Raw genomic sequence first — 24,824 nt, 5'->3', positions numbered from 1 at the left:
AGGAGGGATTGAAATGGAAAAAAGAACTGTAATCATAACTGGTGGTAATTCTGGTCTTGGATATCAGTGCGCAAAGAATGTTGCTTTGAATAACCAAAACTACACTGTAGTGATTGCAAGCAGAAATCCAAATAAAGCAAATCATGCCGTTGTTAATCTACGAATTGAAACTGGAAATCCTAATATTTATACGCTTAAGTTGGATTTAGCCTCGATAGAATCCATACGCAATTTTACTAATATTTTTCTCGAAGGAAAATTTCCCCCTCTTTTTGGTCTCGTATGTAATGCAGGAATACATCATGATCCTGAAAAGCCTACAAAAGACGGTTTCGAATCCGCATTCGGCGTTAATCATCTAGGTCATTATTTACTGGCGAACTTAATGCTGAAGCAAATGGTTGATAACGGGCGCGTTGTATTTGTTAGCAGTGATACTCATGATCCCGAAAGATTTTTTCCGTACGATACTCCTACCTTCACAGATGCAAGCTCCTTGGCGTATCCTAATAATAGTAAGAATGGATCAATGGAACAATATGCTACCTCCAAACTTTGTAACATATTGTGTACTTATGAGATGGCAAAACGACTTGCAGTTGAAACAGATAAGCAGATTACGGTGAACGCTTTTAATCCTGGTTTGATGACGGATACGAACTTTTTTTCTCCCAACGTAAATCCAATTATAAAAATAGTGATGGGCAGCTTGATGACCACAATAGCATGGATATTAAGAAGAGGCAGCAACTCGATAAAATCCGGAAAAGCATTAGCTGATATGATTACAGAAAGTAAATATGAGCAGACTACTGGGAAGTATTATGACCGCGGTAAAGAAACCAAATCATCTATACCTTCATATGATAGGCTGGCAGCGAGTAAACTTTGGAGTGAAAGTGCAGAACTTGTGCACTTAAGCCCAAGTGAGACGATTTTATCCATTGAAAGCTAATAGTTTTTTTCAAGCAATAAGGGAAGGTTGAATTTTAGAAGAATGGGAGATTCAGTATGGAATCCTGGAGGGTCACTTTTAGACGGAGAAGTCTGAGGGCAAAGATGATTTTCGTCATCGTTTTAAGTATGTTAATTTGTTTACCTATTTCAGCAGTGATAAGTTATTTAATTGGTGAATTCAGTATTGGTATCATTATAAACACATCAGTAAACCTGTTGGTTTCAACAGTGGTGATATTTTTAGTTACAGAATTCGTTATCATCAATCGACTTAAAAAAGTGTTAAATGCAACTAATATTGCAGCTAGCGGAGATTTAACTGTCGTAACTGAGGTTGGTGCCAAAGACGAAATTGGAAATTTATCCAGTTCCTTTAATATCATGATTAACAATTTTAATGATGTTGTTACGAAGACCAATAACGTAGCAATAGATGTTTCGACATATGCAGAAGAATTTAAAATAAGTGCTGAACAAAGTAGTTCTTCAGTTACAAAAATCTCAACAGCGATGCAAGAAATTGTAGCGGGATCAGAATTACAATCTCTAAAATCAATAGAATTATTAGATTTCTCAAAACTAGTAGAGGCTGAAATGGATAATGTAGATGGATCTATTCAAGCTGTTACAAAATTATCAAATGAAACAAGTGTTAAAGCGGATACGGGGTTACAGCTTATTGATGAAACAATACGGAAAATGAATCTAATTCAAGAATCTGTTGAGGATTCATCCAGGCTTGTAAATTCACTTGGCAATAAATCAAACGAAATTAGCAATATTGTCACATTAATAACCAGTATAGCCGAGCAAACAAATTTACTTGCATTAAATGCAACAATTGAAGCGGCTAGAGCAGGAGAACATGGAAGAGGTTTTGCTGTAGTTGCTGAAGAAGTAAGAAAACTTGCTGAGGAATCTGCTAGGGCAGGTGGGGAAATAAGAAAATTAGTTGATGAAATTTTAAGTCAAACCTATAAAACAGTTCAATCTATTAACATAGGAACAGAAATAGTTGAAGTGGGAAGAAAAACGGTTAATAAAACAGGAGAGGCATTTAATGACATAGTTAATTACGTGCATAACATTACCCATCAATCAGAAGATGTTAAAAAAGCAATGCTAGTTGTCAGCAGGAAGACAAATCAAACCATAGGTATCATTGAGGAGATTGCTACAATAGCCGAACAAACGTCATCTACTATACAGATAGTGTCTGCATCAATGGAAAAACAGTCTTCCTCAAATGAGGAAGTTGCATCATCCGCCATAATTCTTAGTAAAACGGCAAGTAATTTAAGGAATGAGATTAGTAGATTTAAGTTTTCTCATCAGTAGAAAATAAGTCCCATCGAGTTTGCAGATCAAGAAAAGTTCTATCCGGTAATTACTTTCAATGTATTAGACTAAATTAATGCGGTGTCGCAATAAATACATAAAAAAATGCTGTCGCGACATTTCAGGAGAGCTTGAAAGGGGCACATTCGGTGCCCCTTTTAATATTCATAGAATTCGTTTCATATTCTCAACAGGGCTAAACTTCTTATGTTGCTGCTTGATATCGCTACTAAATAACTCCACATAATAATCCACCATTTTAAGTGAAGCGTGCCCCAAGATTCGTCTAAGCGTAAAAGGATCTCCACCGTTCAAGATATAAAATTTCGCCATCGTATGTCGGAACGTATGCGGGGAGACTCTGACGCCTGAAATGTCCGCCGCGGAACCATAAGCTTGCATTTTGTCCTGCAAGGCTCTTGTACTGATTTGTTCGTTATCCATGTTGACGAACAAGGCATCGCACTCTAGGTCGCCTCGTACGTCCAAGTATTTGCGAATTATTTTCCCGCAGGTTTGTTGGAACGGCACTCTGCGTGCTCGTCCGCCTTTTCCCTTTATAATTCGAATCTCCAACTCTTTGAAGAAGATGTCACCTGTCTTCAAATTACATAGCTCACTGATTCGCATCCCCGTTTCAAGTAGCACCATCATCATGGTAAAATCCCGATATCCAGTAAATGTTTTTTTATCCGGTTGCTCGAAGATGGAGACCACTTGTTCTTTCGTAAACGTTTGAATCATCAGCTTCTTGGCCTTGACCACATGGAGATCATTTGCGATGTTCTCTGTCAGCCAACCTTCTTCAAATAAGTACTTGAAGAACTGCTTTATGGCCTTGATTCGTCCGTTAACCGTATTGTCCGACCTACCTTGGTCAAATAGATAGGCAATAAAATGATTCTTGATTTCGCGGATCGATACCGTATAGATATCAAACGTTACCTGCTGCGCCAGAAAGGCTGCTTTCATCTGCTTGGCGCTATCTTGATAGAAACGAAGTGTTAGCGGTGAAAGGTTTTTGGCCTTGCAATCGAGAATAAAAGAATGAAGCAGATCCTCAAAACTGAGTTGTTGTTTGGTTTGGCTTGGATTTTCTGTGTGTTCTAGTTTGTTTTGTCGGCGACGAACATTCATTTGCCATTCACCTCACTTTCTGACAGCAGGTTAAGAGCTTCGGCTAAATGTTCGATAGGACTGAACTTCTCATGTTGGGCTTGCAAGTCGCTGGCAAACAATTCGACATACATTTCGGTTGTCTCGATATGCGCGTGCCCCATTATGCTCTTAAGCGTGAAAACGTCGCCGCCATTTAATAAGTATTTCTTGGCAAACGTATGTCGAAAGGTATGGCAGGAGCATTGAATGCCCTTAATTTTGGCAGATTGGCAGTAGCGGGCAATCATCGTGCGAATACCGCCAGGCAAAAAGGGCTTATTATCCAAGGTGACCCAAAGAAAATTATGATTTAGTGTGCCGCGTTCCAGCAAATAACGTTTTAATTCATCCGCAGCAATTCGTTCAATCGGAACTAAACGTGACTTCCTTCCTTTTCCATGGTTAACCCGCAGGGAACCCTCATCCAGTAAAACATCTGTGACTTGCAGATTGGCCAATTCTTTCAATCGAATGCCGGTATCGAGAAGTGTTAGCATCATCACGTAGTTGCGCAATCCAGTAAACGTTGTACGATCAGGCAGTGTAAGCAACGAGTATAAATGCTCGTTGGTAAACGTATGAGCAACTGATGGTTGTAGTTTAAACAGCCTGACTTCTGCTGCGAAAGGCTCGGTCATCCGACCTTCCTCATACAAAAGTTGAGCAAAGGACTTGTAGATGTGCAGGTTACAATTAATAGTACGTAAGGCGAGACCCTCGTCTAGCAGGCTGGGCAGCACTTGTTTTTTGAAGACCGTGGGAGAGAGATCACATAATTGCAGTTGTAATGTGATGAGATGCTGGCTGAGTTTTTCTAAGCCTTTCCGATAGCGGGTGATGCTTTCCTTGCTGAAGTTTCTAACTTTGCAATCTTGAAGAAACAACTGTATTGTAGCGTTCCAATCTGAGTTTAATTTGAAGCTTTCATTGTTCGGCACTTCGCATTTCCTCCTTATGGAGTTATGCGAACCAAAGCGGATATGCGAAGGAGGGGAGCGGGATTCGTATAACAATCAGTTATACACTTTCGTATAACTTGCACGAAAAAACGAGTTATTTGAAGGATATTCATGTTCCTCCAAAATCGCCGGAATCCCTTGATACATAAGGGTTTTTGCGAATTTTAAGGGTCTGATGTTTCGCTGAATGGCTCGTATAACAACATATTCACGCACGGGGTTAACTCCCCTGGCACGCAGGAGTATTTGCAAAGAAGTGAAGAATTCAGCAGATACCCTGCACCGGCTAAGTCTGACGACCCGCGCTACGCGCTTAAACCGGTGAGAGTTCGTGGATACAAGAACGTTAGGTGAAATCATCTGTAAGAATAGATAAGGAGCTTATATATCTATGCCAAAGCATGAATTTGTTCTTGAAGATAGATCAGTTGCCGATAGCTCATCTTTTTTATGGGATTCCATTGGAGGAATTAATAGAGAAGGATTGACGGAAGATGATTATGTATCTTTTGACGATGAATTCATCACCTATATTAATGATTCATTGAATTGGATACCTACATGGAATCCAAGTACAAAAGAAGTAGGGCATGGATTGAACAATTATGGAGTGACAATTATTGACGACTGTAATCTATCTAGTTTTAAGAGAATCATTCAAGCGTGGACTGATATGTTTGGATTTGCTTCAGAGAGAATCGTACTAACCGGAAGCTATTACACAACCGGGGAATCAGAACAATACGGAAAGTATGAAAGATTAGAATATAACAAATCAGACTTGCTTAAGAAATTGATAAAACTGATTGAATTGACTGATAGAGCTACAGATGAAGATAAATGCATCCTACATTTAGGGATATAGAATTGAATGGAAAGTAGCCCAATGATGCAGGTTAATTCATATAACAATGTGTTCACGCATCAGCGGACAAGCCGCCTCGGTCGCAAGATGGATTTTGTGGCAGTTGATTCAGGAGACACATTACTACACAGCCTTAGTCACACGGAAACTTTATACGCAATTGCTGCAATCCAATATTAATGAAGATAACATCATAAGTATTTGGAGGTAAAAGAAAATGGATATCTCTTTATTTAGGTCTGGACTTAATGAAGCCTCAAAAATTCACGAAATGCAAATCAAAGCTTTTTTACCATTGTTAAATAAATAGCGAGATTATGAAACCAATCCTGCTAATGAACCTTTGGAACGAGTAATTGATCGATTAAATCAAGCTTTTACGGACTATTATATAATATATAATTCTAACATTTCAGTTGGCGCAATTAGAATTCAAAGAAAAGAAAATAATATTTACCGGGTAGGGCCTGTATTCATTTTCCCGAATTGTTATCTCTATGAAAAACTGGGCTATCGAAGGACTGGGAAAGTAAAGAGGGCTCGTGAATACAAAGACGTTATTATTCGAAGGAGAGTTGCTGTCGTGATTATTTTAATATCAGGTAACAGTTGCACTGGTAAAACATTAATGGCTCAAACATTGCTCGAGAAATATAAAATCCCATACTTTTCTATTGATCTTTTAAAGATGGGGCTTTATAGGGGGATTAGTGATTGTGGCTTTACACCATTGGATAATAATGAGGTTATTGGAGATAAATTATGGCCTATTATTAAAGGAATTATTATGACTAGTATAGAGAACAAGCAGAGTCTTATAGTAGAAGGGTGCTATTTGTTTCCACATTATTTGAAAGAAATAGAAATAATGTACCCGGGAGAGATTATTTCAGTTTTCTTGGGATTTACCAATAAATATATTAATGAGAAATTTACTAGCATAATTAATAACAGAAACGCTATAGAAACAAGGGGCTATCAAGAGGAACGGACAATTAATGACTTTGTTAATGAGCACAATGAATTTAGAATAATATGCCAAGAAGCTAAAGTTAAATATTTTGAAATCGATCAAGATTATGAAGAAGATATAAAAATGATATATGACTATATAGAAGATAAGATCAAGATTGATGTGTAAGACCGAGACAGTCCTGCACCGACTAGCCCCGTTGCAGCTGCCCTTACATATCTTAAGTCGGTGAGAGTTGTGGATTAGCAGAATATTTCATTTGGGATCAAGCCATAAGAAATAACCCAAGTTGAATTATGCCAAAAGGTAGTTAATGTATAATGTAGATATCCCTTATGAACAAAGGAGAACTGAAAATGAGAAAACTCGTTCTATTTTTGCACGCATCACTTGACGGTTTTGTAGAAGGGCCGAATGGTGAAATGGACATTGGGTGGGTTTCCTACGATGCTGATTTAGAGAAACACGCGAAAGAAATTCTGAGTACTGCCGATACTGTCATTTGGGGACGCGGTACTTATCAGATGATGTACAGTTACTGGCCATCTGTTCCTTCGGACCCGTCAGCTTCGGAGCATGAACGGAATCATGCCGAGTGGATCGAAAAGACAGCCAAAATCATTTTTTCCACGACGCTGGAGGAAGTCGAATGGAACAATTCCAGACTGGTGAAAGAAGATGTCGAGAAAGAGATCAAGAACCTCAAACAGCTGCCAGGCAAGGATATGGTTATCCTCGGCAGTCCTAGGCTCGCACACTACCTTATGCAGCTTGATTTAATAGATGAGTATAAAATTACGGTTTCTCCCGTCCTGATCGGCAACGGGCTGCCGTTATTTCAAGGTCTAAAGGAGAAGGTCAATCTTAAACTTATCGAAAACAAAACCTTTGATTCCGGGGCCATAGGTCTCGTTTATCAGACGATCAGATAACCGTGTTACCTAAAGTAGATTACGCTAACTTGGGCTTAACGAGTAACGATAGTTCAAAAAGAAATCTAATAAAGACATTTCAAAGAAGACACTGACATCCTAAAAAACAATCAATGTCTTCTTCGCATCGTAGCTTTCGCCCCTCGGTGTCAGATGTATAATCAAGAAAGTAGCTAAGACAACACACGACCCAGCCCAAGGTAGGAGCTATCTAAGGCTGGGTCGCGTCGTGAACACGGAGCGTTATAGGGAATTCTTCGTAATAGCCTTCATAAGGCTGAAAGAAAGTGAGTTAATTAAATATAAATTAAAAAAACGTAAAGGGAAATGGAGAGAGTGCAGATGTCTCAGAAGAATAACTTTGTAATAATAATGATATGGATTACAGTCTTAACTGTATGGGCTGTAACTACAATTGCAGGTCCTCTTAATAATAAAGTAGTGACGGTTAATGGTATACCTCACCATCCTATCCCTCAAGCAATTTCTACAGTTCAAATTGATAAAGATACGGTATGGATTTTTGATGCGAACAGCAACTATATAAGGGTTATAACACATGATGAAGATGGGTATCATATAACGGATTCTGAGATGACATTCGAGTCAATAGAGTCGCGATGATTTTAAGTGACAAGATAGCTCAATAATGTAGCCCTAATACCGGGCAAGCTCCTTTGGTTGTAATTCAACATTCAAAGCCAAAAAAATTAGTCGCAAGTTAGTAAGAGGTATGATTTACTTCGAAGTTGCGACATTTCTTTGAGTATATGTTCAAAGATTTAAATGTAATTTTTGATGAGAACTTCGTCTCATACCATATTCACGCATCGGGCGTTTAGAAGACTTACACTAGGGAGAACCACAATTGAAAAAAATACTAAGTAAAACAGGCACATCAACAGTATGTGTTATCCTACTTATCGCAATTATTACTACTATAGCGTGTTGGGATGAACTTGGGAGTTGGGTAAGGACAGGGAATTATGATAATACGGATCATATGGTGGCAACCATAATGGCTAAATCAGCGACTCCAGGGGTGGCTATAGTAGTATCAGAGCAGGGCAAGACAAAATATATGAATTACGGATATGCAGATGTTAATAACAAGAAGAGGGTAACTGAAGAGTCATTATTTGAGTTGGGATCGACTACAAAGGCATTTACGGCTTTGGGCGTTATTTTATTAAAAAATGAGGGCTACTTATCTCTTTCAGATTCTATTACAGACTATATTCCATCGTTTGAGCCAACCATTAAGGGTGAGAAGGCTAATATTACGATTCATCAGTTGTTAGCTCATACAAGTGGAATTCCACCGTGGAGTATTCGGTTAATTCCTGAAGGTACCACGGACGATATGCTTGAAAAAACGATACATAATGTGTCAGACATTGCATTAGATACATACCCTGGGGCGGCATATAATTATGCTACAGTAAACTATGATATTTTGGCGATGATTATTGAAAAAGTTACAGGCAAACGTTATCAGGATTACGTGACTGAAAACATACTGGTTCCCTTAGGAATGACGGATAGTTATTTTTCAACAGGTCAGGAAAAGGAAGCTGATAAGCTTACCAAAGGATATCGTGTAATTTTTGGAAGAAGCTTGGAATATGATGCTCCTAGATATTATGGGAATATCGCTGCAGGATATTTGGTAACGAATTCAAAAGATTTAGAACGCTGGATTAATGCCCAAATGGGGATAGGCGATATACCAGATAATTTATTGAAGGCGATCGAGCAATCTCATCAAGCCGACATCAAAATGGCGGGATACGAAGATGAAAATCAATACTATTCATTCGGATGGAGTATGGATACGAAAAATAGAGTTATTAGTCATAATGGATCTAATCCTAATTACTCCTCACAGGTTCTTATTGATCTGGAAAATCAACAGGCCATATTTGTTATGGCTAATTTGAATTCAACTGCCCCATCGCTAATTGCTAATAATATTTATGAGAATCCGAATGGAAACCGTATGAATAAATTTATTTTTGATGACGTGTATTTATTAATTGATTTGGTATTTTCATTCTTAGTAATATTAGCCGTCATTATCTTATGTGTCCAAGCAATTAAGCTCGTTAGAGGAATAAAACTTAATATTAAAGATGAAAAGTCAAGATTCAGGAAAATGACAGGAAGTAGTATCGTACTAATCTTAAGCATTATACTTTTGGTATTGGTAATAATCTGGCCTTATCTATTAGATAATAATTATTTAATGATAAAGGTGTGGATGTCGTATTCAGTGTTAATTTGGATGGGGCTTACTTCTATCAATTGTATTTTATCGATCATAATTAATATTAAAAAAATCGGAATTATTAGAAGCAGCTTATAAAAAATTGTAAGCCGGACAACCTTGCGCTTCTTAACCGTATCGCGGCCTGCTTTTTCAAAACCTTATGGGGAGTTAAGACGTCGCGTCGTGAAACTAAAAACCCAATTACATTTTTATACTTCGACTTCTAGATTTTGTAGTGAACTTGTAGATGAGGAGATACGACTATGGGAAAAAATAAATTACTAAGAATGGACAATGTCGGTATCGTTGTGGAGTCCCTTGATGACGCGATTTCCTTCTTTGAGGAAATTGGCTTGAGTCTAGAAGGGAGAGCCACTGTTGAAGGTGAATGGGCTGGTCGTGTAACTGGTCTAGGTTCTCAGTGCGTAGAAATTGCTATGATGGTTACCCCAGATGGTCACAGTCGAATCGAGCTTTCAAGATTTCTCACTCCACCTACGGCGTCAGATCACCGAACTGCTCCTGTAAACTCCCTCGGTTATTTACGCGTCATGTTTGCCGTTCAAGACATTGACGAAATGGTATCCAGACTTACTAAGTATGGTGCACAGCTCGTTGGTGAAGTGGTTCAATACGAGGATTCGTATCGACTCTGCTACATTCGTGGGATCGAAGGACTTTTAATCGGTTTGGCGGAAAAACTCGATAAAAAATAAAAAAGTGTTGGTTTATAAAGGAAGTAGAAACGGAAAGGCAATGTTAAAGAATGTGAAAGTAACTCGAAGAAGCCGAGTACGTCTATAATATTGCATTTATGCTAAGGAACGACTGATTTGCCCCTTGATGCACCAGAGGAGTTTCACTCACTGAGATCAAAAAATTATAAAGGCGAGATACCCAAATGAGTAGAAAAATTACTATTTTCTTAGTTGTGATTATAATTATCACAATATCCTTAGTTATTCCTAGATTAAGCAATAATTTAGGTCAAGTTGTAACCCCGAACAATTCTATTACTTTTATCCTAACGGAACAGAATGAACCAGTTATTTGGGAGAATCTCAAGATTACTATAGGTCAACAGGATGGTCCAGGTAATTATGTGAGTATACCAAATCATTCTGAGATTACAGACGAGGAATCGATTAACTTACCTATTGGTGAAGCAAAGTTGATTAGGTTTTTACACGGGGGTTCTGCTGTTAACCCTGTACCGGATAAAGTTATTTATTGGATTTATATTCAAAAATCTATTCAAGGAAAACCTGAAATGATGAGAACTTACTATGTTGAAGGAGAAGTAATCGGAAACAATGAACAACAAGCAAGACAAAACTTAATAGAATTAGCTCAGGCTTGGAAGGTTGAGTAAAAAAACTATAGAAAGAAGGAAACCATTTTGCAAATTTGAAGTCGAAAGATAGTTTCTAGTTAAGCAAAGTCAAGAAGCTTTATTGGAGGGTTAATGAACAAAAAAGTAGATGAAAGGGATTAAAATAATTTCATGATTAGGGAGGAAGGCGCTTATGCAAAAAGCAATCGTAGTTTGGTTCTTTTCAGAGAAGAGAAATAATTTGGATGAGCTCAATAATCTATTATCAGATGGTTGGAAAGTAATAAGTCAAAAACCAATGGGAGCTGGTGAAACTAATGTTTCCGTCTCACTAGTCATTGTTGAAAAATAGTATTCACGCAATGGGCTATCGCCTCTTCATTTTCAGATGTATAATCATGGAAGGAGCGAAGACAACAAACGACCCACCTTAAGATAGAGTTATCTAGGGCTGGGTCGTTTTGTGATTACAAGGACGTTAACTGAAGATACGCAAATCTTATAGCAAGGGTGATTCGTATGAAGCAAGGAACCATTGTGTTGTTGAACGGAACTTCAAGTTCAGGAAAGACAAAAGTTAAGTAAAAGAAATATTAGTAGTTGAGGAGATGCTATTATGATGGGACATTTGGGCTTCTCATATGTAGGTTTGATTTATTTATTAATGCTATTTATTCCAAATATCATTTGGAGTAAGAGTCAACCCATTGATAATGAAAAAATCCATGAAAATAAAGCGTTCATATTGTTGGAACGGGTTGGACAAGTAGGCTGCACGGGTACATTGCTAATTTTTAGTGATTTTAACATTACAGCGTTTTCGCTCTGGAGTTTGTGGCTAATCTCATCATTCTTACTGATGATTCTTTATGAAATCTGTTGGATTAGATATTTTACTGGTGAACAGACAAAGGAAGAAATTTATCGTAGTTTCTTTGGAATTCCCCTACCTCTTGCGAGTCTGCCTGTCATGGCTTTTCTGTTATTGGGCATTTACGGAAAAGTTATTTGGTTGATTGCATTTGTTATTATCTTTGGCATAGGACATATCGGTATACATATTCAGCATTTAAAAGCGATAAAAAGAATAAGTTGAATTATTCGGCGCATGTCTAATACTGCCGATATATAAACTTCACTTTTTTAGGAGCTGATCTATATGAAGATCCGTAAAGCAGAATTAATTGACGCTGGAGGAATAGCCAAAGTACATGTAGACAGCTGGAGAACAACCTATGGAAACATTTTGAGTGAATGGTATCTATCACAGTTGTCTGTGGAAGGAAGAAAGAATAATTGGGAATGGACATTTAAGAATTTGAATAAAGATGAGGTCATTTATGTAGGGCTCAACGATGAAGAGAGTATAGTTGGATTTGCATGCGGAGGACAAAGTAGGGATAAAGATTTCGAATATGACGGTGAATTATACGCAATTTACTTGTTAAGGGATTACCAAGGCAAAGGATATGGTAAGAGGCTATTCAAAGCAGTAGTCGATTCTTTACAGAAAAATGGGTACGAATCCATGATGGTGTGGGTGCTGCAAGGAAATCCGGCGATAAGTTTTTATACTGCAATGGGTGGGGAATTGATTGGGCAAAAGGAAATAACAATTGGAGCAGATAAACATATTGAACTAGTGTACGGCTGGAGAAATATTAATGTATTCATGCGGCGGGCCGAATGACGCCTTTCCCCGAATCAAAAAAAATGAAGGAAGTGGGCATTACCGCTTGGCTCCTTCATTTTTTTGTCTGCGGCATTCTTTTAATTGGATTGTCGATAAAGGAGCAAAATCCCTTCTTTGTTTACAGTGATTTTGTGAACAGTTCTCACAGTTAAATGATTTGTTAAGTATTTACCCACACACCAACGCACTATTTAGTAACCCCATTTTGGTTTTTAATGGAATTTATCTTCCCGATAATACGAAAAATGCGTCAAATCCGAAATGGAAAAAATCCCGACTTGCTAGGCAAGTCTGATTAATAGGTTCCAAATGGTCATTCATCAAACCGGAAATCCAGATGATGAGGGACTACAAATGATAGATGTTGTTGACTTACGCCCTTTGGTTGTCAGTTGTATAATCATGGTAGAAGCTTCAGTGAACAAACGATCCAGCCTAAGCTAAAAGCTATCTAAAGCTGGGTCGTTACGTGAATACAAGGACGCTATCAGAAAGAATCCTAAAGACAAGGAGTTGAGCAATCTGAAGGCAAAAGCAGTATTGTTCGATTTATTTGAAACATTGGTGACTGAATTTTCTGACGGTAAACGAATTTCAAATCGGAACTATGATTATCTAGAACTTCTTGGACTCCCAAATGAAGATTTTAAAAAAGAATGGAGAATACGTAGTAAAGCTCGGATGACGGGAATCTTTCCAGATTATCCTTCTACAATTAGAGATATATTAATAAAGCGCGAGCTTAATTGTAAGGAAGAATCAATTAAATTCTTGTATGAGGAGAGGATGAGAGAGAAAGAAATTCCATTTCGGGAGATTCAGCCTGAGATTATTGATCTATTGTCTTTCCTTAAGAGCAAGAAGGTTAGCCTTGGATTAGTAAGTAATTGTACAGAAGAGGAAGTAAGGCTTTGGAAGGATAGTGGTATTTCAAAGTATTTTGATGTTGCAATTTTTTCTTATGAGGTTGGATATGCGAAACCGGATGAAAGGATTTACAAGTTGGCATGTCATCAGCTGAAGGTTGAACCCCGGGAATCGATTTTTGTGGGTGATGGTGGTTCAGATGAATTAACAGGAGCTTATAATATCGGGTTAACGCCTATTCAAGCAACGTGGTTTAATTCTTATATAGAAAGCAACTTCACTAAGGCTGCTGATCCCTTGACGTTAAAGGAAATGTTAAAGGATATTTGAAATTGATCTCGAAAAAGGCAGAAAAGCGGCAGCGTCCTTTCGAGGATTTCCTAATGCGCGAGAGGTTATACGACATAACTTTAAAATAATCAAGAGAGTGATTCATGGAAGAAGAATAACACTCTAAAACTTATAAGGAGACATTTCAATGTCAGAACCCAAACTATTTGTTCGTATAGCGGTTCAGGAGGATATACCGTCTTTGATTGAGCTGAATTACTTATTTAATGGCGTTCAGCGAAGTATAGAAGAGGTGGAAAAAGATTTTATTAACTCCAGAGAGACAATTGTAGTAGCTTTAATGGAAGAGCAAGTCGTGGGATTTGCATGTGGCCAAATATATAAGTCGTTTTGCTATACAGATTATCAGGCTGAGATAACAGAAATGTACATACAAGAATATGCGCGAAGGAAAGGCCTGGCCGTGAGAATGATAGCACTATTAGAAGAAAAACTTAAGAACTCTGGAGTAAATAACATAAAGATTTTGACAGGATTAAAAAATATAAAGGCAATAAAAACATATGAAAAAGCAGGATATAACTCAGAAAAAGACCTAGTATTTGCTAAGGATTTAAGATGCTAAGGCTGGAGCGTTTCATGAATTAATAATGTTATGCTTCGATGTATCAGGTTCAGGTGCCCCACGAGCTAGGTCCGTTGAGTTTGCAGAAGGGGGATAGTAAATCAGCAGAAGAAAACTTTTTTCAGGAGGAATCAGATGAATAGCATCTTTGAACAATATCATATGAATGAAATTATCGACCGTATCAAGCAACTACGTCCAGATTCTCAACCGGATTGGGGGAAAATGAATGTCGCGCAGATGTTGGCGCACTGCTCAGCTTTTCAGGAAATAGCGATGGGAAACTCCTCTTCTTCAAGAAGCTGGCTTGGGTTGGTTATAGGAAGGTTTGTTAAACCCACGGTTTATAACGATAAGCCACTTCCAAAGAATATGTCCACAATTGCTAGTATCATGATTGTTGATGAAAGAGACTTTGATGTTGAAAAAGAGACATTGATTCAAAAAATAATTACGTTTCAAAATAATGGACCCGAGAAATGCACTGCCCGGCCGCATCCTTTTTTCGGTAAGCTTTCTCCTGAAGAATGGGGCAAATGCATATATAAACATCTAGATCATCATTTAAAACAGTTTGGCGTATAGCTTATTCATCGAATTATCTACATCTCACTTAAACTTAAGTACTCAAAGCCTATACGAATCTTTAGGATATAAGAAAGATGATGAATATTTTCAATATAATTTAACTATCTGAGGAGGATTTAATGGAGCTTTATCATTTCAGCAGCGAATCAAACATTGATCTATTCAAACCAAGGGTAAAACATAATCGAAGTGATATGCCGCCGGTTGTATGGGCGATTGATAAAGCACATGAATTCACCTTTTTCTTTCCTAGAGACTGCCCAAGAATTGTATATACAAGATCCCAGGGTATGGCAGAAGAGGATGAGCGAAGGTTTTTCGGAGGAAGCAACTCGAATATTATTATTACAGTTGAATCTCATTGGTTTAAGGCAATTAAAGAAGCAACCATTTATCGATATACGTTGCCAAGCAAAGAATTTGAATTATTCGATGAGACGGCGGGGTATTACATATCTGAACAAGCAGTCAAGCCTATAGAAATGCAGCCGATGCAAAATCTAATGGAAAGAATTCTGGATTTAAATATTGATCTCAGATTTACCCCCAACCTATACCCGCTTAGAGAGGCTATACTAAATTCAAGTATTACAGACTTTGGGATACATAGATTTGAGAATGTAAGGGCGACCTAGCCTAAGATAAACGGCATCTAGGGCTGGTTTGTTTCGTGATTAAGTGAATGCTGAATGAATTTGCGAAGAGTGTGCATGCTCCTAAAAAACTAATTCAAGGAGAAAAAATGAGTACTCCAAAACATATCGTTTCTGCAGCGGCGATTGTAATCAATGAAAAAAACGAATTGTTGCTTATTAAGGGGGCTAGAAGAGGCTGGAGATGCCTGGCGGGCAAGTTGAAATTGGGGAATCCCTCTCACAGGCCGCAATTAGGGAAACTAAAGAAGAGTATTTTTAGCAAAGCCAATCGTGTTAGTTTTATCACTTACACATCAGGAACATTTGTTCTATAATTGATCCAATTCTATCAAGTAAAGGAGAGTATTTGAATGATTACAAGAATTTCGACCCCTTATAGCTATTCTTCCGCGGTTGTTGCAGGGGACTATGTGTATCTTGGTTTGCATCGGGGATTTGGAGAGAACTTCACTGAACAAATACATAATACGCTCTTAAATCTCAAAAGAACTCTATCGGAGTGCGGCATGTCGTTAGAATCTCTAGTTAAGGTGAATGTGTACCTGAAAAATATAAAAGATTTACCGGAAATGGAGAAGGTATTTCTTGAGTATTTTGAAATGAATAAATTCCCTGCTCGAATGACATCTACTACTGAATTTTTTGATAATGATTGCCTCATGATGATTGATGGTGTTGCGTATAAAGCAACAGAATAAAGGGACTGAAACAACTAGAAGTGTATAAGGAGTAGAAAAGAATAATGTTTGAACCTACCCTATATAAGGTTAATTCGCTGTTTCAACATCATCAAATTAATGATGAAATTGTAAAGATAGAAAGGTTATCTGGCACGACAGCGGGCTTCGTTTTGAAACTGGAATCAAAACAAGATCATACCTATATTCTGAAATTTGATAACCCTAACGAAATTCATTTAGTTGAGCATTTACTTAATACATATGAGGATTCAGTATTATTACCCAAGGTCTTATTAACGGCCCAAGACAGATCCTATTTTGTGTATACCTTCATTGAGGGTACTACTCATTATAACCGTGGTTTAAAGAAAAATTGGCTCAAGATTCTAGTTAAAGATCTACTTAATAAATACGTGGAATATAAAGAAGAGAGTATTTGGGGTAGAATTGAATATCCAAGACAGACATGGAAGGAATTTAATGAAATAAGTATTGAAGAAGCCAGAATCAATTTAGGCAACATATTATCGATAGAGGATTATAATTACGTAAAATGGAAAGCTGCTCAATTGTTTAATAATGATGCAGAGCAAGGAAAGAGGTTCTTATTGCATGGCGATACTGGGGTTCATAACTTTGTTTATAATAATTCAACATTAATTGGAGTTATAGATCCATCTCCTATGGTGGGACCCATTATTTATGATTTTCTTTATGCGTTTTGCTCTTCGCCTGATGATATTACTGTTGAAACCTTGTTTACCGCATCTGATATTCTCGAACAAGTAAGAATAGAAAAATCGAGGCTGATTGAAGAAGTAATTGTTCAGCTCTATTGCCGAATTGGCCTTAGTGTAAAGCATCATCCAGGTGATTTGTCGGATTATATGAAGGCATGGGAATATTGGATACAATTGTGTAAGAATCTCGATGAGGGCATTGCTATCATTTAGCAGGTGTTTGCTCATCGGCCACAGCCATCCGGTCCCAGAAGAGCAGTCGAGGGAAGGCTTATAGAACATAATAGCATCGCTAACTGAATTGTTGCCAGGATAATTAATGGATAAAGCTGATGCATGCGTCAGAAAGAATTGCAAAAGAAAACAATGTCATTTTATAAAAGCTGACACAGACATACGCACTACTACTTGAAGAAAGACTTATAGACGCACCTGGATAGTAAATTGAAGAGTATTTTATTAAAGCTACTCCGGAGGGACAATGAAAAGAGTGTTAGTCATTGGTTGCCCAGGATCAGGTAAGTCGACTTTTTCTTCAAAATTTAGCAAAGAATCGAATATACCTGTAATTCATTTGGATTCATTTTACTGGAAACCAGGCTGGGTCAGTTGTACTGATCAGGAGTTTGATGAAATACTAAGAGACTTATTACTTCAAGAAACTTATATCATGGATGGAAATTATTCAAGAACATTAGAATTCAGAACATTTTTTGCGGATACGGTTTTCTTTTTTGATTATTCACGATATCTATGTCTTTACAGGGTAATAAAAAGGAGAATTTTGAATCATGGTAAAACCAGAGAGTACATGGGGAAGGACTGCGTGGAAACTATTGATTATAAATTTATTAAATCTGTATGGAATTTCAAGAAAAATCAACGAATGCAAATCATGAATGCATTAGATAAGTACAAGGAAAATAAGGATATTGTTATTTTCAGAAAGCAGAAGGAAGTAAATAACTTTTTAAAAAACTTTTCCAAGTAAAATACTGAGAGCTACTTGATGAGGAAATAAACGCCCTAGCCATGGAAAGGCTGGGGCGTTTCGCAAATTTACTTGTTACTTTTTTGTTGAGCCTTTCTAAAGACTTGAAGGCTCGCTTAGATAATTTAATTAAGTAATTGATCTAGAGCATCCTTGAACATTGAAATCTTTCCCCTGTTATTTAGCCTTCTACTCGTCTTTTTTAGTGATGGATTCTTTCTCATGGGCTTGTTGCAACTCCTGGCTGCCTCGGTCTTTGATATGCTGAAATGCCTTGTCGATGGTTTGTTTATTCTCAAGAATAGAGGTGGTCTCTTGGGACACAATTTCAGCAAAGGCGTCCTCGAAGCCAGGCGGCAAGTGTTCATAACGTTTGTTGAAATTTCGCGGTTTGGTCAATTCGTAAAATGCGGCAAGTGATCTGCCGTCCATCTCGCTTACGAACGAAGATCTGACGGAAAGCGAACCATCGGTTGTCCGTGACAACGTTTTGGCAACCTCAGGGCCATTGATGTATTTGATGAATTCCCATGCCAATTTTTTGTTTGGAGAATTGGCATTGATTCCGAATATTTCAGTAAGTCCCATGGCAATCGTAGCATCAGGTTCGGCAGGATCCACGGGAATCGTGGCAAGGTCCCAGTTCATCGTTGAACCGCTCTGATCTTTAGCCTGCGTGATCTGATTCAAGTAATAGGATCCCTCAAGGACCATTGCTGCTTGCCCCTTCAAAAACAAATCCTCTGAAAAAAAATCGTTCGACGGGTCAAAAATCGCATCTGACTTGTATGCATTAACAATGTTCTCGTAAATCGTACGCCATGCTTCCGAATCCATCGTGAGGCTTGTTCCGTCTGCACTAGCATAAAAAAGCCCTTGAGTACGGGCAACATTACTTAATAGATCAAATATGGCGTTGTTGGATGTTGTGCTGGAAGTTAGTCCATAGATTCGTTCCTCGCCAGCCCCATTCGTCGGAAATCGTTCAGCTAGTGCGAATAGCTCCTGCCAGGACATGCGATCTCTAGGCAATTCGATATTATACTTCTGAAATAAATCGATGTTGTAGTAGAGTGCACTTCCGGAGAAAGTAGGCGCCAAACCGTAGAGCACGCCAGCGCCTTGTTTCTTCAGCGATTCCGTAACGAAAGGAAGAATGCTATCGAGGTCGAATTGATCCTGTTGGATCACGGAATCCAAGGGAAACAGCATGCCGTTATCCACTGCATATGAAAAGTTACTCTCATTCAGAAGAATGACATCCGGTTGCCGTTCCTCCACGTATCGTTGCAATGCCTTATTGATATCTTCGCCGGCATAATTGAACATCCATTGCGAATTAACGACTTCAAGCTCTACGCCCGAGTATTTGGTGATAAACAAGTTTCCGTATTTTTGGAAAAAGAGACCGTCGTGAACATACATGACTTTCAGCGGACCTTCCAATTTTCCTTCCAATTTGCTGCCACCCGTATCGTTCGAACAAGCACTTGCAACAGTCAACAGTAGTGCTAAGCTGAGAAGCACACCTTTTAATCCTAAGCATTTTAACATACAGATTCTTCCTCCTCCTGTTCATTCACGTACCATTGTGCTTGTAGGTCAAACATGTTGGCATATTCGCCGTTTAAGGCGATGAGAGCCTCATGATTCCCTTGCTCGATTAATTCTCCATTTTTCAATACAAGAATATGGTCTGCGATCTTACAGGAGGCAAGCCGATGTGAGATCATGAGCGTGGTTTTTCCTTTAGCTAATTCGGCAAATCGCTCGTAAAAATAAGCCTCTGAGATCGGATCGACCGCAGCGGTCGGCTCGTCAAGCAGCATAATTGGCGAGTCCTTGAAAAAGGCTCTGGCGAGGGCTATTTTTTGCCACTGACCATAAGAGAGTTCTTGTCCGCCTTCAAAGATGGGACCTAGTTCGGTGTCCAAACCATCCATGAAGTTGTTGGCAATCCGCTCAATGTCAGCCTTATGAGCGGCCGAGTAAATGAGATGATCGCTGTCCATTTGTTCGTAATGGCTTATTCCAATGTTCTCGCGAATCGAAAATTGATATTGCACGAAGTCTTGAAAAATGGCTGAAATGTTGGCTTTCATAGAGACGTTATCGATGTTGGCGATTGGAATGCCATCGAATAACACGGATCCATCGCAAGGCTGATAAAGTCCGACCAGGCATTTGGCCAAGGTGCTCTTTCCGGCACCATTTTCACCGACGATGGCAATCGTTTGCCCCGCTTGAATTTTAAAGGAGATATTTCTTAATCGTTGCACTTCACTGCTCGGGTAGGAGAAGCAAAGGTCTCGGACCTCAATCTGATGATTCAACTTGAACGGAGCAAGGGACTGCTCCTGGTGAGGATGTTCTTCCGGGAAATCAAGAAATAAGAAAAGCTCTTTGAGAAATAAGGATTCCTCGTACATTAAAGATAAATTATAAGTAGCACTTTGGATGACGGCCTGGATTGTAATAAAGGCTTGAGATAGTGCAACATAATCCCCCAGGGAAAGATCCCCGTTACTGCACATCCATACGATATAAGCAACGCCTATCATGTTCGACAATATAATGATGAGCTGTGCCAAAAATCTGCTGGTTTCAGATTGCTTGGTTAGTGCAGCTTTCTCGTTAGCATTTTTCCAATAGAGATGCTTCCATTTTTGCAGCAGAAAGGGGGTGAGACGAAAGAGCTTCATTTCTTTGGCTGCCGAGCGGCCAGTCATTAATCCCATAACGTAATTGGATTTGCGCTCTGCAACGGTTTGATTCATCATCTGAGCATAACGCCGCTGTCCGATCTTCAAATTAACGATTAAGGAAGGAACGAACAAGAGGATCATGACGATCGCAAACCATACATCTATCCGCGCCAAGTAAATGATGAACCATATCAGGGTTAGTGCCTGCTGCAGCAATTGCATAAGCGTACTAATCACCGTCAGGCCCCGAAATGCCATGCCCTGCGATACACGTTGCAGTTGGTCATAATATTCAGGCTTATCGAAGAAAACCAGAGGCAGATGAGAAGCTTTGATCGCAATTTGCTCATCTATATAAAAGGCGGCTCGTTGCTTTAAATGGACAACCAAATATTCGTTAATACTCTGAATAGCATCCGATCCAATCATCAGTAGAAATTGCAGAAGTAAAAATAAAAGAGCCATTCGGAGCTCGTTATGGCCTTCTATGATTTTCGTTATCGTATTTACGGTTTCCTTGACGATCCAAATTTGAGCAAGCGGAATGAAAGCAAGGATAACATAACAAGTGCAGGACAAGGTTAATCTTCCCGGTGATGTTCTCCATAGTAATGGAATGATACGTATAAGGGTGTTGAGATTCTCGGCCATGCTCGTCTTCTTTGTGACGGTCATATGAGTCTGCTCCTTATGTAATATCAATAGGATAAAGGGAGGAGAAATCCTCCTCCCCGTCATGTATTAGGGCTTTCTAACATTCGCACTTGTAGTAGATGGTTCCTTCGCAGTAGTAATGACGGAGCTTTTTCGTTGTGGAGCCCGGACAGTAGGTTGTAGTACAGTAGCTGTATTGGCAGTTACCCATATTATCACCTCCTTTCAAAAGGTAGGTAGAGTGCTTGAACTATGCGGTTTGTCCAAGCTCGAAGAATTCATCGCTGTCCAGGAGCAACTGAAGATGCTCTTCCGTATTAATAGTTCCTTTGGCGATGACTTTGTGATTCGTCGATATAGCATAAGCAAAAGGAAAGATCGTTGTCTCCAAGCTTTCCATCATGGATTCAGTCAGCACGCCTACAGGAATGGACAGATCATATTTCGCAGCTAATTCAATCACCTCTCGGGGTTCGCCCATAACCATGAGCACGAAGTGAATATTTTGATTTCGTTCAGCTACGCGATTTAGACAAGGATATAGGGTTGAACAAGCTCCGCATCCGATGGCCGTCATAATAAATATCGTAGGCTGCGCTTGTTGAATAGCGATCTGGCGGTTGTTTTCTGAGAGAGCAGGGACACTTGCAATCGGAAAGGAGGCGCCTGCTTCTAGACCATGATGTCTCATGCCCAGCTTGATATCCAAATGCTTCTTGAATAAGGTAATGACACCGATCGAAAGCAAGAGAATAAGGATCCATTGGACGTAAAGGGTAGTTAATAGCATGGTATTGCTCATCAATATTTGTCCTCCTACATTTCAGATTTGCGCTTATAATACTCTAACTGGATACTGAATAGGCTTAAAACAAGCAGGAAACTTAGGGAGAGAAAAGCAGTCGCCGCAATTTCGTGAATGTTGTCAAAGGCTACGTAAGTAGTGATATCTGCGATGTTTGCCAAAAGAACTGAATTGAGCGTAATGAGCAATAGGATTCTTATGTATGAAATGAGGCCGAATCGTTCATTGCTCAAATTTCCGAAGCACTGACAGCGGACGCCTGTTTTTTGTCCAGTGTAAGTAGCCCATAAAAAACCTAGAGATAAGCAAATGAAAGCGATTACCGAACCAAGCAGAGTTGATTGGCTTAAATACCCGATGCCGATCAATAGCTCAAATAGCGGAATTAACCAGGCTCCCAAGCGTACAAGGGGATAAGGCAAGTTCAGACTCATTAAGGTTCTGTGGAAAGATTTCATGCTTGCCCACTTGAAGATGGCGGAGATCATTAGCAACGTAAACAGTACCATTCGGATTAAGTCCAGTATTTGCATTGAGCAACTATTCCCTCCCATACTTTGCGCAATCGTTTGCGCAAGTGGCATTAAAAATGAAGAGATACGATCGAACATACTCTTCTTTGTCCTGAATGCTAAATTAAACCATATTTGTTAACTTGGACCGAGTATAAAACGCATACAATATTTTGTCAACACCCTATTTTTTAACATCAGAGATTTGAGGATTCCAGGGTTAAAATGATTGAATTGGATAATATTGACTTGAGTTTGCGAAAAAGGTAACGTATAAATTGCTAGTTTGGAGGGAGGAATCGAATGTGAAAAATGTAGAAAATGGTCAAAAAATCGGAGAGTTAATCCCCGATAAATCCTACATAAACCAACATAATACGACATTGAATTTACGTGCTATCAGAAAAAGGAAGGTTCTTTTCTTTATTTCACTGCATTGTGTACGGTGCATCGATTTATTGCCTGAAATTAAGAAAGTACGGGAACCAAATACGGAGATTCTTTTATTTTCCTCAGCTGATCAGGAGGATTTGCAAGAGTTGGACCATTTTTTCCAACAGAAGATTTCAATTGTCTCTCTTAGCCACGAGCAAGCAAAGCTTGATTTTCAAGTCTATGATTATCCATTTTGTATTGTCGCGGATACCAGCCACTGTATATACAGCAAAGGAGCAGCTTATAACGCGGTGGATGTTATGGAGCTTATTCATCACCGTGGGGGAAGTAAGTTCTTGAAGATGTTTGGCAAAAGGATATGATCAATTACTTGGGAGGCCGATCCTATGGACAAGCTATATTTTGATTATTGCGCATCCGCACCGCTGCATCCTCAGGTCATTCACAAGCTCATAGACAGCTCCGTAAATTTGTATGCAAATGCATCCTCTACACATGAAATAGGATTTGAAGTAAATCGAATAATTGAAGCATCAAGAGAAAGGATAGCGAATGTACTCCACGTAAAACCATCCGAAGTTATTTTCACCTCGGGGGCAACCGAAAGTAATAATATGGCGATCTTAGGGGTTGTTCGGGCCTACATGAAGCGAACCAGTCAAATACCTCACCTGATTCTATCTGAAGTTGAGCATTCGTCGGTGTACAATTGCTGCAAGCAATTAAGGGATGAAGGAGTTGAAGTAACGTTCTTAGGCGTAGATAGGTCGGGAGTAGTCAATCCTTCTGCTTTAGAAAAAGCTATTCAAGATAATACAGTGCTCGTAAGTATTATGCACGTGAATAATGAGACGGGAACGATTCAGCCCGTTCATGAAATCGGAAAGCTGCTAAAAACTAAACCCGCCATTCAATTTCACGTGGATGGTGTGCAAGGCTTTGGCAAGGCAAACTTAGACCTTGAGGATATTGATTTGTATACATTATCTGGACATAAAATGGGGGGACCTAAAGGCATCGGAATCTTAATAGCAAAAGAGGGTGTAGAGCTGATGCCGCTTATGTACGGCGGAAATAATGAATTTGGGCACAGGCCTGGAACGACCAATGTCCCTGGAGTAGTATGTTTAACCGAAGCGGTTGAATTATCCATTGCGGAACAAGCTGAGACGACGACGTATCTGACTTCATTACATCATTTTATTTATTCGAAGCTACAATCAATTCCTGAGCTTATCATAAATACCCCTGAACCCCCTTTGTCAGCGCCGCATATCATAAACTTTTCTTACCATAACAAGGGAATTACCTCCGCGATCATGATCAGTATTCTTGCCAAGAAAAATATCGTCGTATCGTCGCAATCCGCATGTTCATCCAAGGCTAAAGAGAGCCGTGTTCTAATGGCAATGACCCATAATGAAGAGATCGCATCAAGCAGCATTAGGCTTAGCTTACATGAGTCTGTTAGCTTTGACGATGCAAAATATTTAGTAAATTCAATTACAGAAATGATTGATCAAATTAAATCGACTAATAAATTTCAATTGCTGCTCCATCAAAAATAAACTAAAATTAAAGTATCACTGGGAAGAAATTATAGGTGGTTTCAATTTTCGACAATTTCACTTCCTTTATGACATGGATATGTAACAGAATTAGGTTATCAGATGAATAATCATGGTAGAAGCCAAGACCCCAAACGACTCACCCAAAGATAAGAGCTATCTATGGGCTGGGTCGTTTCTTGGTAATTTGATGAAAACAGGGCTATATAAGTTGAACTATAAAACTACGTAGAAAGGGCATAAGTGTGAAGTGTGCTGAAGAAGCGTAA

General features: G+C 38.9%; 27 protein-coding genes and 1 pseudogene. 22 read left to right on the top strand and 6 right to left on the bottom strand.

Annotated elements, in window-relative coordinates; all coding sequences use genetic code 11:
• Positions 1–13: 13 nt before the first annotated feature.
• Positions 14–955, top strand: a complete 942-nt coding sequence (locus KQJ23_RS09945; RefSeq protein ID WP_216478674.1) for an SDR family NAD(P)-dependent oxidoreductase — start codon at positions 14–16, stop codon at positions 953–955.
• Positions 956–1,059: 104 nt separating this feature from the next.
• Positions 1,060–2,295: a methyl-accepting chemotaxis protein gene (locus tag KQJ23_RS09940; protein WP_249529644.1), complete on the top strand. Its 1,236-nt coding sequence runs from the start codon at positions 1,060–1,062 to the stop codon at positions 2,293–2,295.
• A 165-nt stretch (positions 2,296–2,460) separates the two neighbouring features.
• Here KQJ23_RS09940 and KQJ23_RS09935 read toward each other — a convergent pair whose 3' ends face one another.
• Complete coding sequence (locus KQJ23_RS09935; protein WP_216478672.1) at positions 2,461–3,432, bottom strand: tyrosine-type recombinase/integrase; 972 nt, start codon at positions 3,430–3,432, stop codon at positions 2,461–2,463.
• Positions 3,429–4,391 carry a tyrosine-type recombinase/integrase gene (locus tag KQJ23_RS09930; RefSeq protein ID WP_346779376.1) on the bottom strand — a complete coding sequence of 321 codons (963 nt, stop codon included), beginning with the start codon at positions 4,389–4,391 and terminating at the stop codon, positions 3,429–3,431. The genes KQJ23_RS09935 and KQJ23_RS09930 overlap by 4 nt, the downstream gene beginning before the upstream one ends.
• A 412-nt stretch (positions 4,392–4,803) precedes the next feature.
• Between KQJ23_RS09930 and KQJ23_RS09925 the strand changes: the two genes are divergently transcribed.
• From KQJ23_RS09925 to KQJ23_RS09835, 18 genes and pseudogenes are all read left to right on the top strand, one after another.
• On the top strand, positions 4,804–5,277 hold the full coding sequence (locus tag KQJ23_RS09925; RefSeq protein WP_216478671.1) for a hypothetical protein: 474 nt from the start codon (positions 4,804–4,806) through the stop codon (positions 5,275–5,277).
• Positions 5,278–5,620: 343 nt separating this feature from the next.
• Positions 5,621–6,418, top strand: a complete 798-nt coding sequence (locus KQJ23_RS24100) for a P-loop nucleotide/nucleoside kinase family protein (RefSeq protein WP_346779375.1) — start codon at positions 5,621–5,623, stop codon at positions 6,416–6,418.
• A 188-nt stretch (positions 6,419–6,606) separates the two neighbouring features.
• Positions 6,607–7,182 carry a dihydrofolate reductase family protein gene (locus tag KQJ23_RS09910; RefSeq protein WP_216478670.1) on the top strand — a complete coding sequence of 192 codons (576 nt, stop codon included), beginning with the start codon at positions 6,607–6,609 and terminating at the stop codon, positions 7,180–7,182.
• Between the two features lie 342 nt (positions 7,183–7,524).
• A complete protein-coding gene (locus KQJ23_RS09905) occupies positions 7,525–7,806 on the top strand; it encodes a hypothetical protein (RefSeq protein WP_216478669.1) in 282 nt (93 codons plus the stop codon).
• 244 nt (positions 7,807–8,050) lie between these two features.
• Positions 8,051–9,547, top strand: coding sequence for a serine hydrolase domain-containing protein (locus KQJ23_RS09900; protein ID WP_216478668.1), 1,497 nt, complete (start codon positions 8,051–8,053; stop codon positions 9,545–9,547).
• A gap of 167 nt (positions 9,548–9,714) precedes the next feature.
• A complete protein-coding gene (locus KQJ23_RS09895; protein WP_216478667.1) occupies positions 9,715–10,167 on the top strand; it encodes a VOC family protein in 453 nt (150 codons plus the stop codon).
• Between the two features lie 185 nt (positions 10,168–10,352).
• On the top strand, positions 10,353–10,823 hold the full coding sequence (locus KQJ23_RS09890) for a hypothetical protein (RefSeq protein WP_216478666.1): 471 nt from the start codon (positions 10,353–10,355) through the stop codon (positions 10,821–10,823).
• 154 nt (positions 10,824–10,977) lie between these two features.
• Entirely contained in the window at positions 10,978–11,136 is a 159-nt protein-coding gene (locus KQJ23_RS09885; RefSeq protein ID WP_216478665.1) for a hypothetical protein, read from the top strand.
• A 264-nt stretch (positions 11,137–11,400) separates the two neighbouring features.
• Entirely contained in the window at positions 11,401–11,880 is a 480-nt protein-coding gene (locus KQJ23_RS09880) for a hypothetical protein (protein ID WP_249529643.1), read from the top strand.
• A 63-nt stretch (positions 11,881–11,943) separates the two neighbouring features.
• The gene (locus KQJ23_RS09875) at positions 11,944–12,474 is read left to right on the top strand and encodes a GNAT family N-acetyltransferase (protein ID WP_216478664.1); all 531 of its coding nucleotides are present in this window, start codon (positions 11,944–11,946) and stop codon (positions 12,472–12,474) included.
• A 516-nt stretch (positions 12,475–12,990) separates the two neighbouring features.
• A complete protein-coding gene (locus tag KQJ23_RS09870) occupies positions 12,991–13,674 on the top strand; it encodes an HAD family hydrolase (RefSeq protein WP_249529642.1) in 684 nt (227 codons plus the stop codon).
• 148 nt (positions 13,675–13,822) lie between these two features.
• Positions 13,823–14,260 carry a GNAT family N-acetyltransferase gene (locus tag KQJ23_RS09865; protein ID WP_216478663.1) on the top strand — a complete coding sequence of 146 codons (438 nt, stop codon included), beginning with the start codon at positions 13,823–13,825 and terminating at the stop codon, positions 14,258–14,260.
• A gap of 135 nt (positions 14,261–14,395) precedes the next feature.
• Complete coding sequence (locus KQJ23_RS09860; protein ID WP_216478662.1) at positions 14,396–14,845, top strand: DUF1569 domain-containing protein; 450 nt, start codon at positions 14,396–14,398, stop codon at positions 14,843–14,845.
• A gap of 122 nt (positions 14,846–14,967) precedes the next feature.
• Positions 14,968–15,483, top strand: coding sequence for a DUF6886 family protein (locus KQJ23_RS09855; protein ID WP_216478661.1), 516 nt, complete (start codon positions 14,968–14,970; stop codon positions 15,481–15,483).
• A gap of 107 nt (positions 15,484–15,590) precedes the next feature.
• Positions 15,591–15,754 (top strand): annotated as a pseudogene (locus tag KQJ23_RS09850) (NUDIX domain-containing protein); the annotation flags it as partial.
• Positions 15,755–15,854: 100 nt separating this feature from the next.
• Complete coding sequence (locus KQJ23_RS09845; RefSeq protein ID WP_216478660.1) at positions 15,855–16,202, top strand: RidA family protein; 348 nt, start codon at positions 15,855–15,857, stop codon at positions 16,200–16,202.
• Positions 16,203–16,246: 44 nt separating this feature from the next.
• Positions 16,247–17,137 carry a phosphotransferase gene (locus tag KQJ23_RS09840; RefSeq protein WP_216478659.1) on the top strand — a complete coding sequence of 297 codons (891 nt, stop codon included), beginning with the start codon at positions 16,247–16,249 and terminating at the stop codon, positions 17,135–17,137.
• A gap of 268 nt (positions 17,138–17,405) precedes the next feature.
• Entirely contained in the window at positions 17,406–17,915 is a 510-nt protein-coding gene (locus KQJ23_RS09835; protein WP_216478658.1) for a P-loop NTPase family protein, read from the top strand.
• Positions 17,916–18,104: 189 nt separating this feature from the next.
• Here the strand turns inward: KQJ23_RS09835 and KQJ23_RS09830 are convergent, their stop codons facing one another.
• The 4 genes from KQJ23_RS09830 to KQJ23_RS09815 form a co-directional block, all read right to left on the bottom strand.
• Positions 18,105–19,373, bottom strand: coding sequence for an ABC transporter substrate-binding protein (locus KQJ23_RS09830; protein WP_216478657.1), 1,269 nt, complete (start codon positions 19,371–19,373; stop codon positions 18,105–18,107).
• An 89-nt stretch (positions 19,374–19,462) separates the two neighbouring features.
• Positions 19,463–21,322: an ABC transporter ATP-binding protein gene (locus tag KQJ23_RS09825; protein ID WP_216478656.1), complete on the bottom strand. Its 1,860-nt coding sequence runs from the start codon at positions 21,320–21,322 to the stop codon at positions 19,463–19,465.
• Between the two features lie 202 nt (positions 21,323–21,524).
• Positions 21,525–22,076: a thioredoxin family protein gene (locus KQJ23_RS09820; protein WP_216478655.1), complete on the bottom strand. Its 552-nt coding sequence runs from the start codon at positions 22,074–22,076 to the stop codon at positions 21,525–21,527.
• Between the two features lie 14 nt (positions 22,077–22,090).
• Positions 22,091–22,690 carry a MauE/DoxX family redox-associated membrane protein gene (locus KQJ23_RS09815; protein ID WP_216478654.1) on the bottom strand — a complete coding sequence of 200 codons (600 nt, stop codon included), beginning with the start codon at positions 22,688–22,690 and terminating at the stop codon, positions 22,091–22,093.
• A gap of 206 nt (positions 22,691–22,896) precedes the next feature.
• Between KQJ23_RS09815 and KQJ23_RS09810 the strand changes: the two genes are divergently transcribed.
• A complete protein-coding gene (locus KQJ23_RS09810; protein ID WP_216478653.1) occupies positions 22,897–23,349 on the top strand; it encodes a hypothetical protein in 453 nt (150 codons plus the stop codon).
• Between the two features lie 24 nt (positions 23,350–23,373).
• On the top strand, positions 23,374–24,555 hold the full coding sequence (locus tag KQJ23_RS09805; protein WP_216478652.1) for a cysteine desulfurase family protein: 1,182 nt from the start codon (positions 23,374–23,376) through the stop codon (positions 24,553–24,555).
• Positions 24,556–24,824: the final 269 nt, after the last annotated feature.

The sequence above is a fragment of the Paenibacillus brevis genome (genome assembly GCF_018919145.1).
Taxonomy (GTDB): Bacteria; Bacillota; Bacilli; order Paenibacillales; family Paenibacillaceae; genus Fontibacillus; species Fontibacillus brevis.
Note: the sequence above shows the minus strand (reverse complement) of the source record. Positions and strands in the feature narration are given on the sequence as shown.

Bases quoted from the DNA above. Each gene is read 5' to 3' on its own strand.
- KQJ23_RS09945 (WP_216478674.1), top strand. From the start codon at position 14: ATGGAAAAAAGAACTGTAATCATAACTGGTGGTAATTCTGGTCTTGGA.
- KQJ23_RS09940 (WP_249529644.1), top strand. From the start codon at position 1,060: ATGATTTTCGTCATCGTTTTAAGTATGTTAATTTGTTTACCTATTTCA.
- KQJ23_RS09935 (WP_216478672.1), bottom strand. From the start codon at position 3,432: ATGAATGTTCGTCGCCGACAAAACAAACTAGAACACACAGAAAATCCA.
- KQJ23_RS09925 (WP_216478671.1), top strand. From the start codon at position 4,804: ATGCCAAAGCATGAATTTGTTCTTGAAGATAGATCAGTTGCCGATAGC.
- KQJ23_RS09910 (WP_216478670.1), top strand. From the start codon at position 6,607: ATGAGAAAACTCGTTCTATTTTTGCACGCATCACTTGACGGTTTTGTA.
- KQJ23_RS09905 (WP_216478669.1), top strand. From the start codon at position 7,525: ATGTCTCAGAAGAATAACTTTGTAATAATAATGATATGGATTACAGTC.
- KQJ23_RS09895 (WP_216478667.1), top strand. From the start codon at position 9,715: ATGGGAAAAAATAAATTACTAAGAATGGACAATGTCGGTATCGTTGTG.
- KQJ23_RS09890 (WP_216478666.1), top strand. From the start codon at position 10,353: ATGAGTAGAAAAATTACTATTTTCTTAGTTGTGATTATAATTATCACA.
- KQJ23_RS09885 (WP_216478665.1), top strand. From the start codon at position 10,978: ATGCAAAAAGCAATCGTAGTTTGGTTCTTTTCAGAGAAGAGAAATAAT.
- KQJ23_RS09880 (WP_249529643.1), top strand. From the start codon at position 11,401: ATGATGGGACATTTGGGCTTCTCATATGTAGGTTTGATTTATTTATTA.
- KQJ23_RS09875 (WP_216478664.1), top strand. From the start codon at position 11,944: ATGAAGATCCGTAAAGCAGAATTAATTGACGCTGGAGGAATAGCCAAA.
- KQJ23_RS09865 (WP_216478663.1), top strand. From the start codon at position 13,823: ATGTCAGAACCCAAACTATTTGTTCGTATAGCGGTTCAGGAGGATATA.
- KQJ23_RS09860 (WP_216478662.1), top strand. From the start codon at position 14,396: ATGAATAGCATCTTTGAACAATATCATATGAATGAAATTATCGACCGT.
- KQJ23_RS09855 (WP_216478661.1), top strand. From the start codon at position 14,968: ATGGAGCTTTATCATTTCAGCAGCGAATCAAACATTGATCTATTCAAA.
- KQJ23_RS09845 (WP_216478660.1), top strand. From the start codon at position 15,855: ATGATTACAAGAATTTCGACCCCTTATAGCTATTCTTCCGCGGTTGTT.
- KQJ23_RS09840 (WP_216478659.1), top strand. From the start codon at position 16,247: ATGTTTGAACCTACCCTATATAAGGTTAATTCGCTGTTTCAACATCAT.
- KQJ23_RS09835 (WP_216478658.1), top strand. From the start codon at position 17,406: ATGAAAAGAGTGTTAGTCATTGGTTGCCCAGGATCAGGTAAGTCGACT.
- KQJ23_RS09820 (WP_216478655.1), bottom strand. From the start codon at position 22,076: ATGAGCAATACCATGCTATTAACTACCCTTTACGTCCAATGGATCCTT.
- KQJ23_RS09815 (WP_216478654.1), bottom strand. From the start codon at position 22,690: ATGTTCGATCGTATCTCTTCATTTTTAATGCCACTTGCGCAAACGATT.
- KQJ23_RS09805 (WP_216478652.1), top strand. From the start codon at position 23,374: ATGGACAAGCTATATTTTGATTATTGCGCATCCGCACCGCTGCATCCT.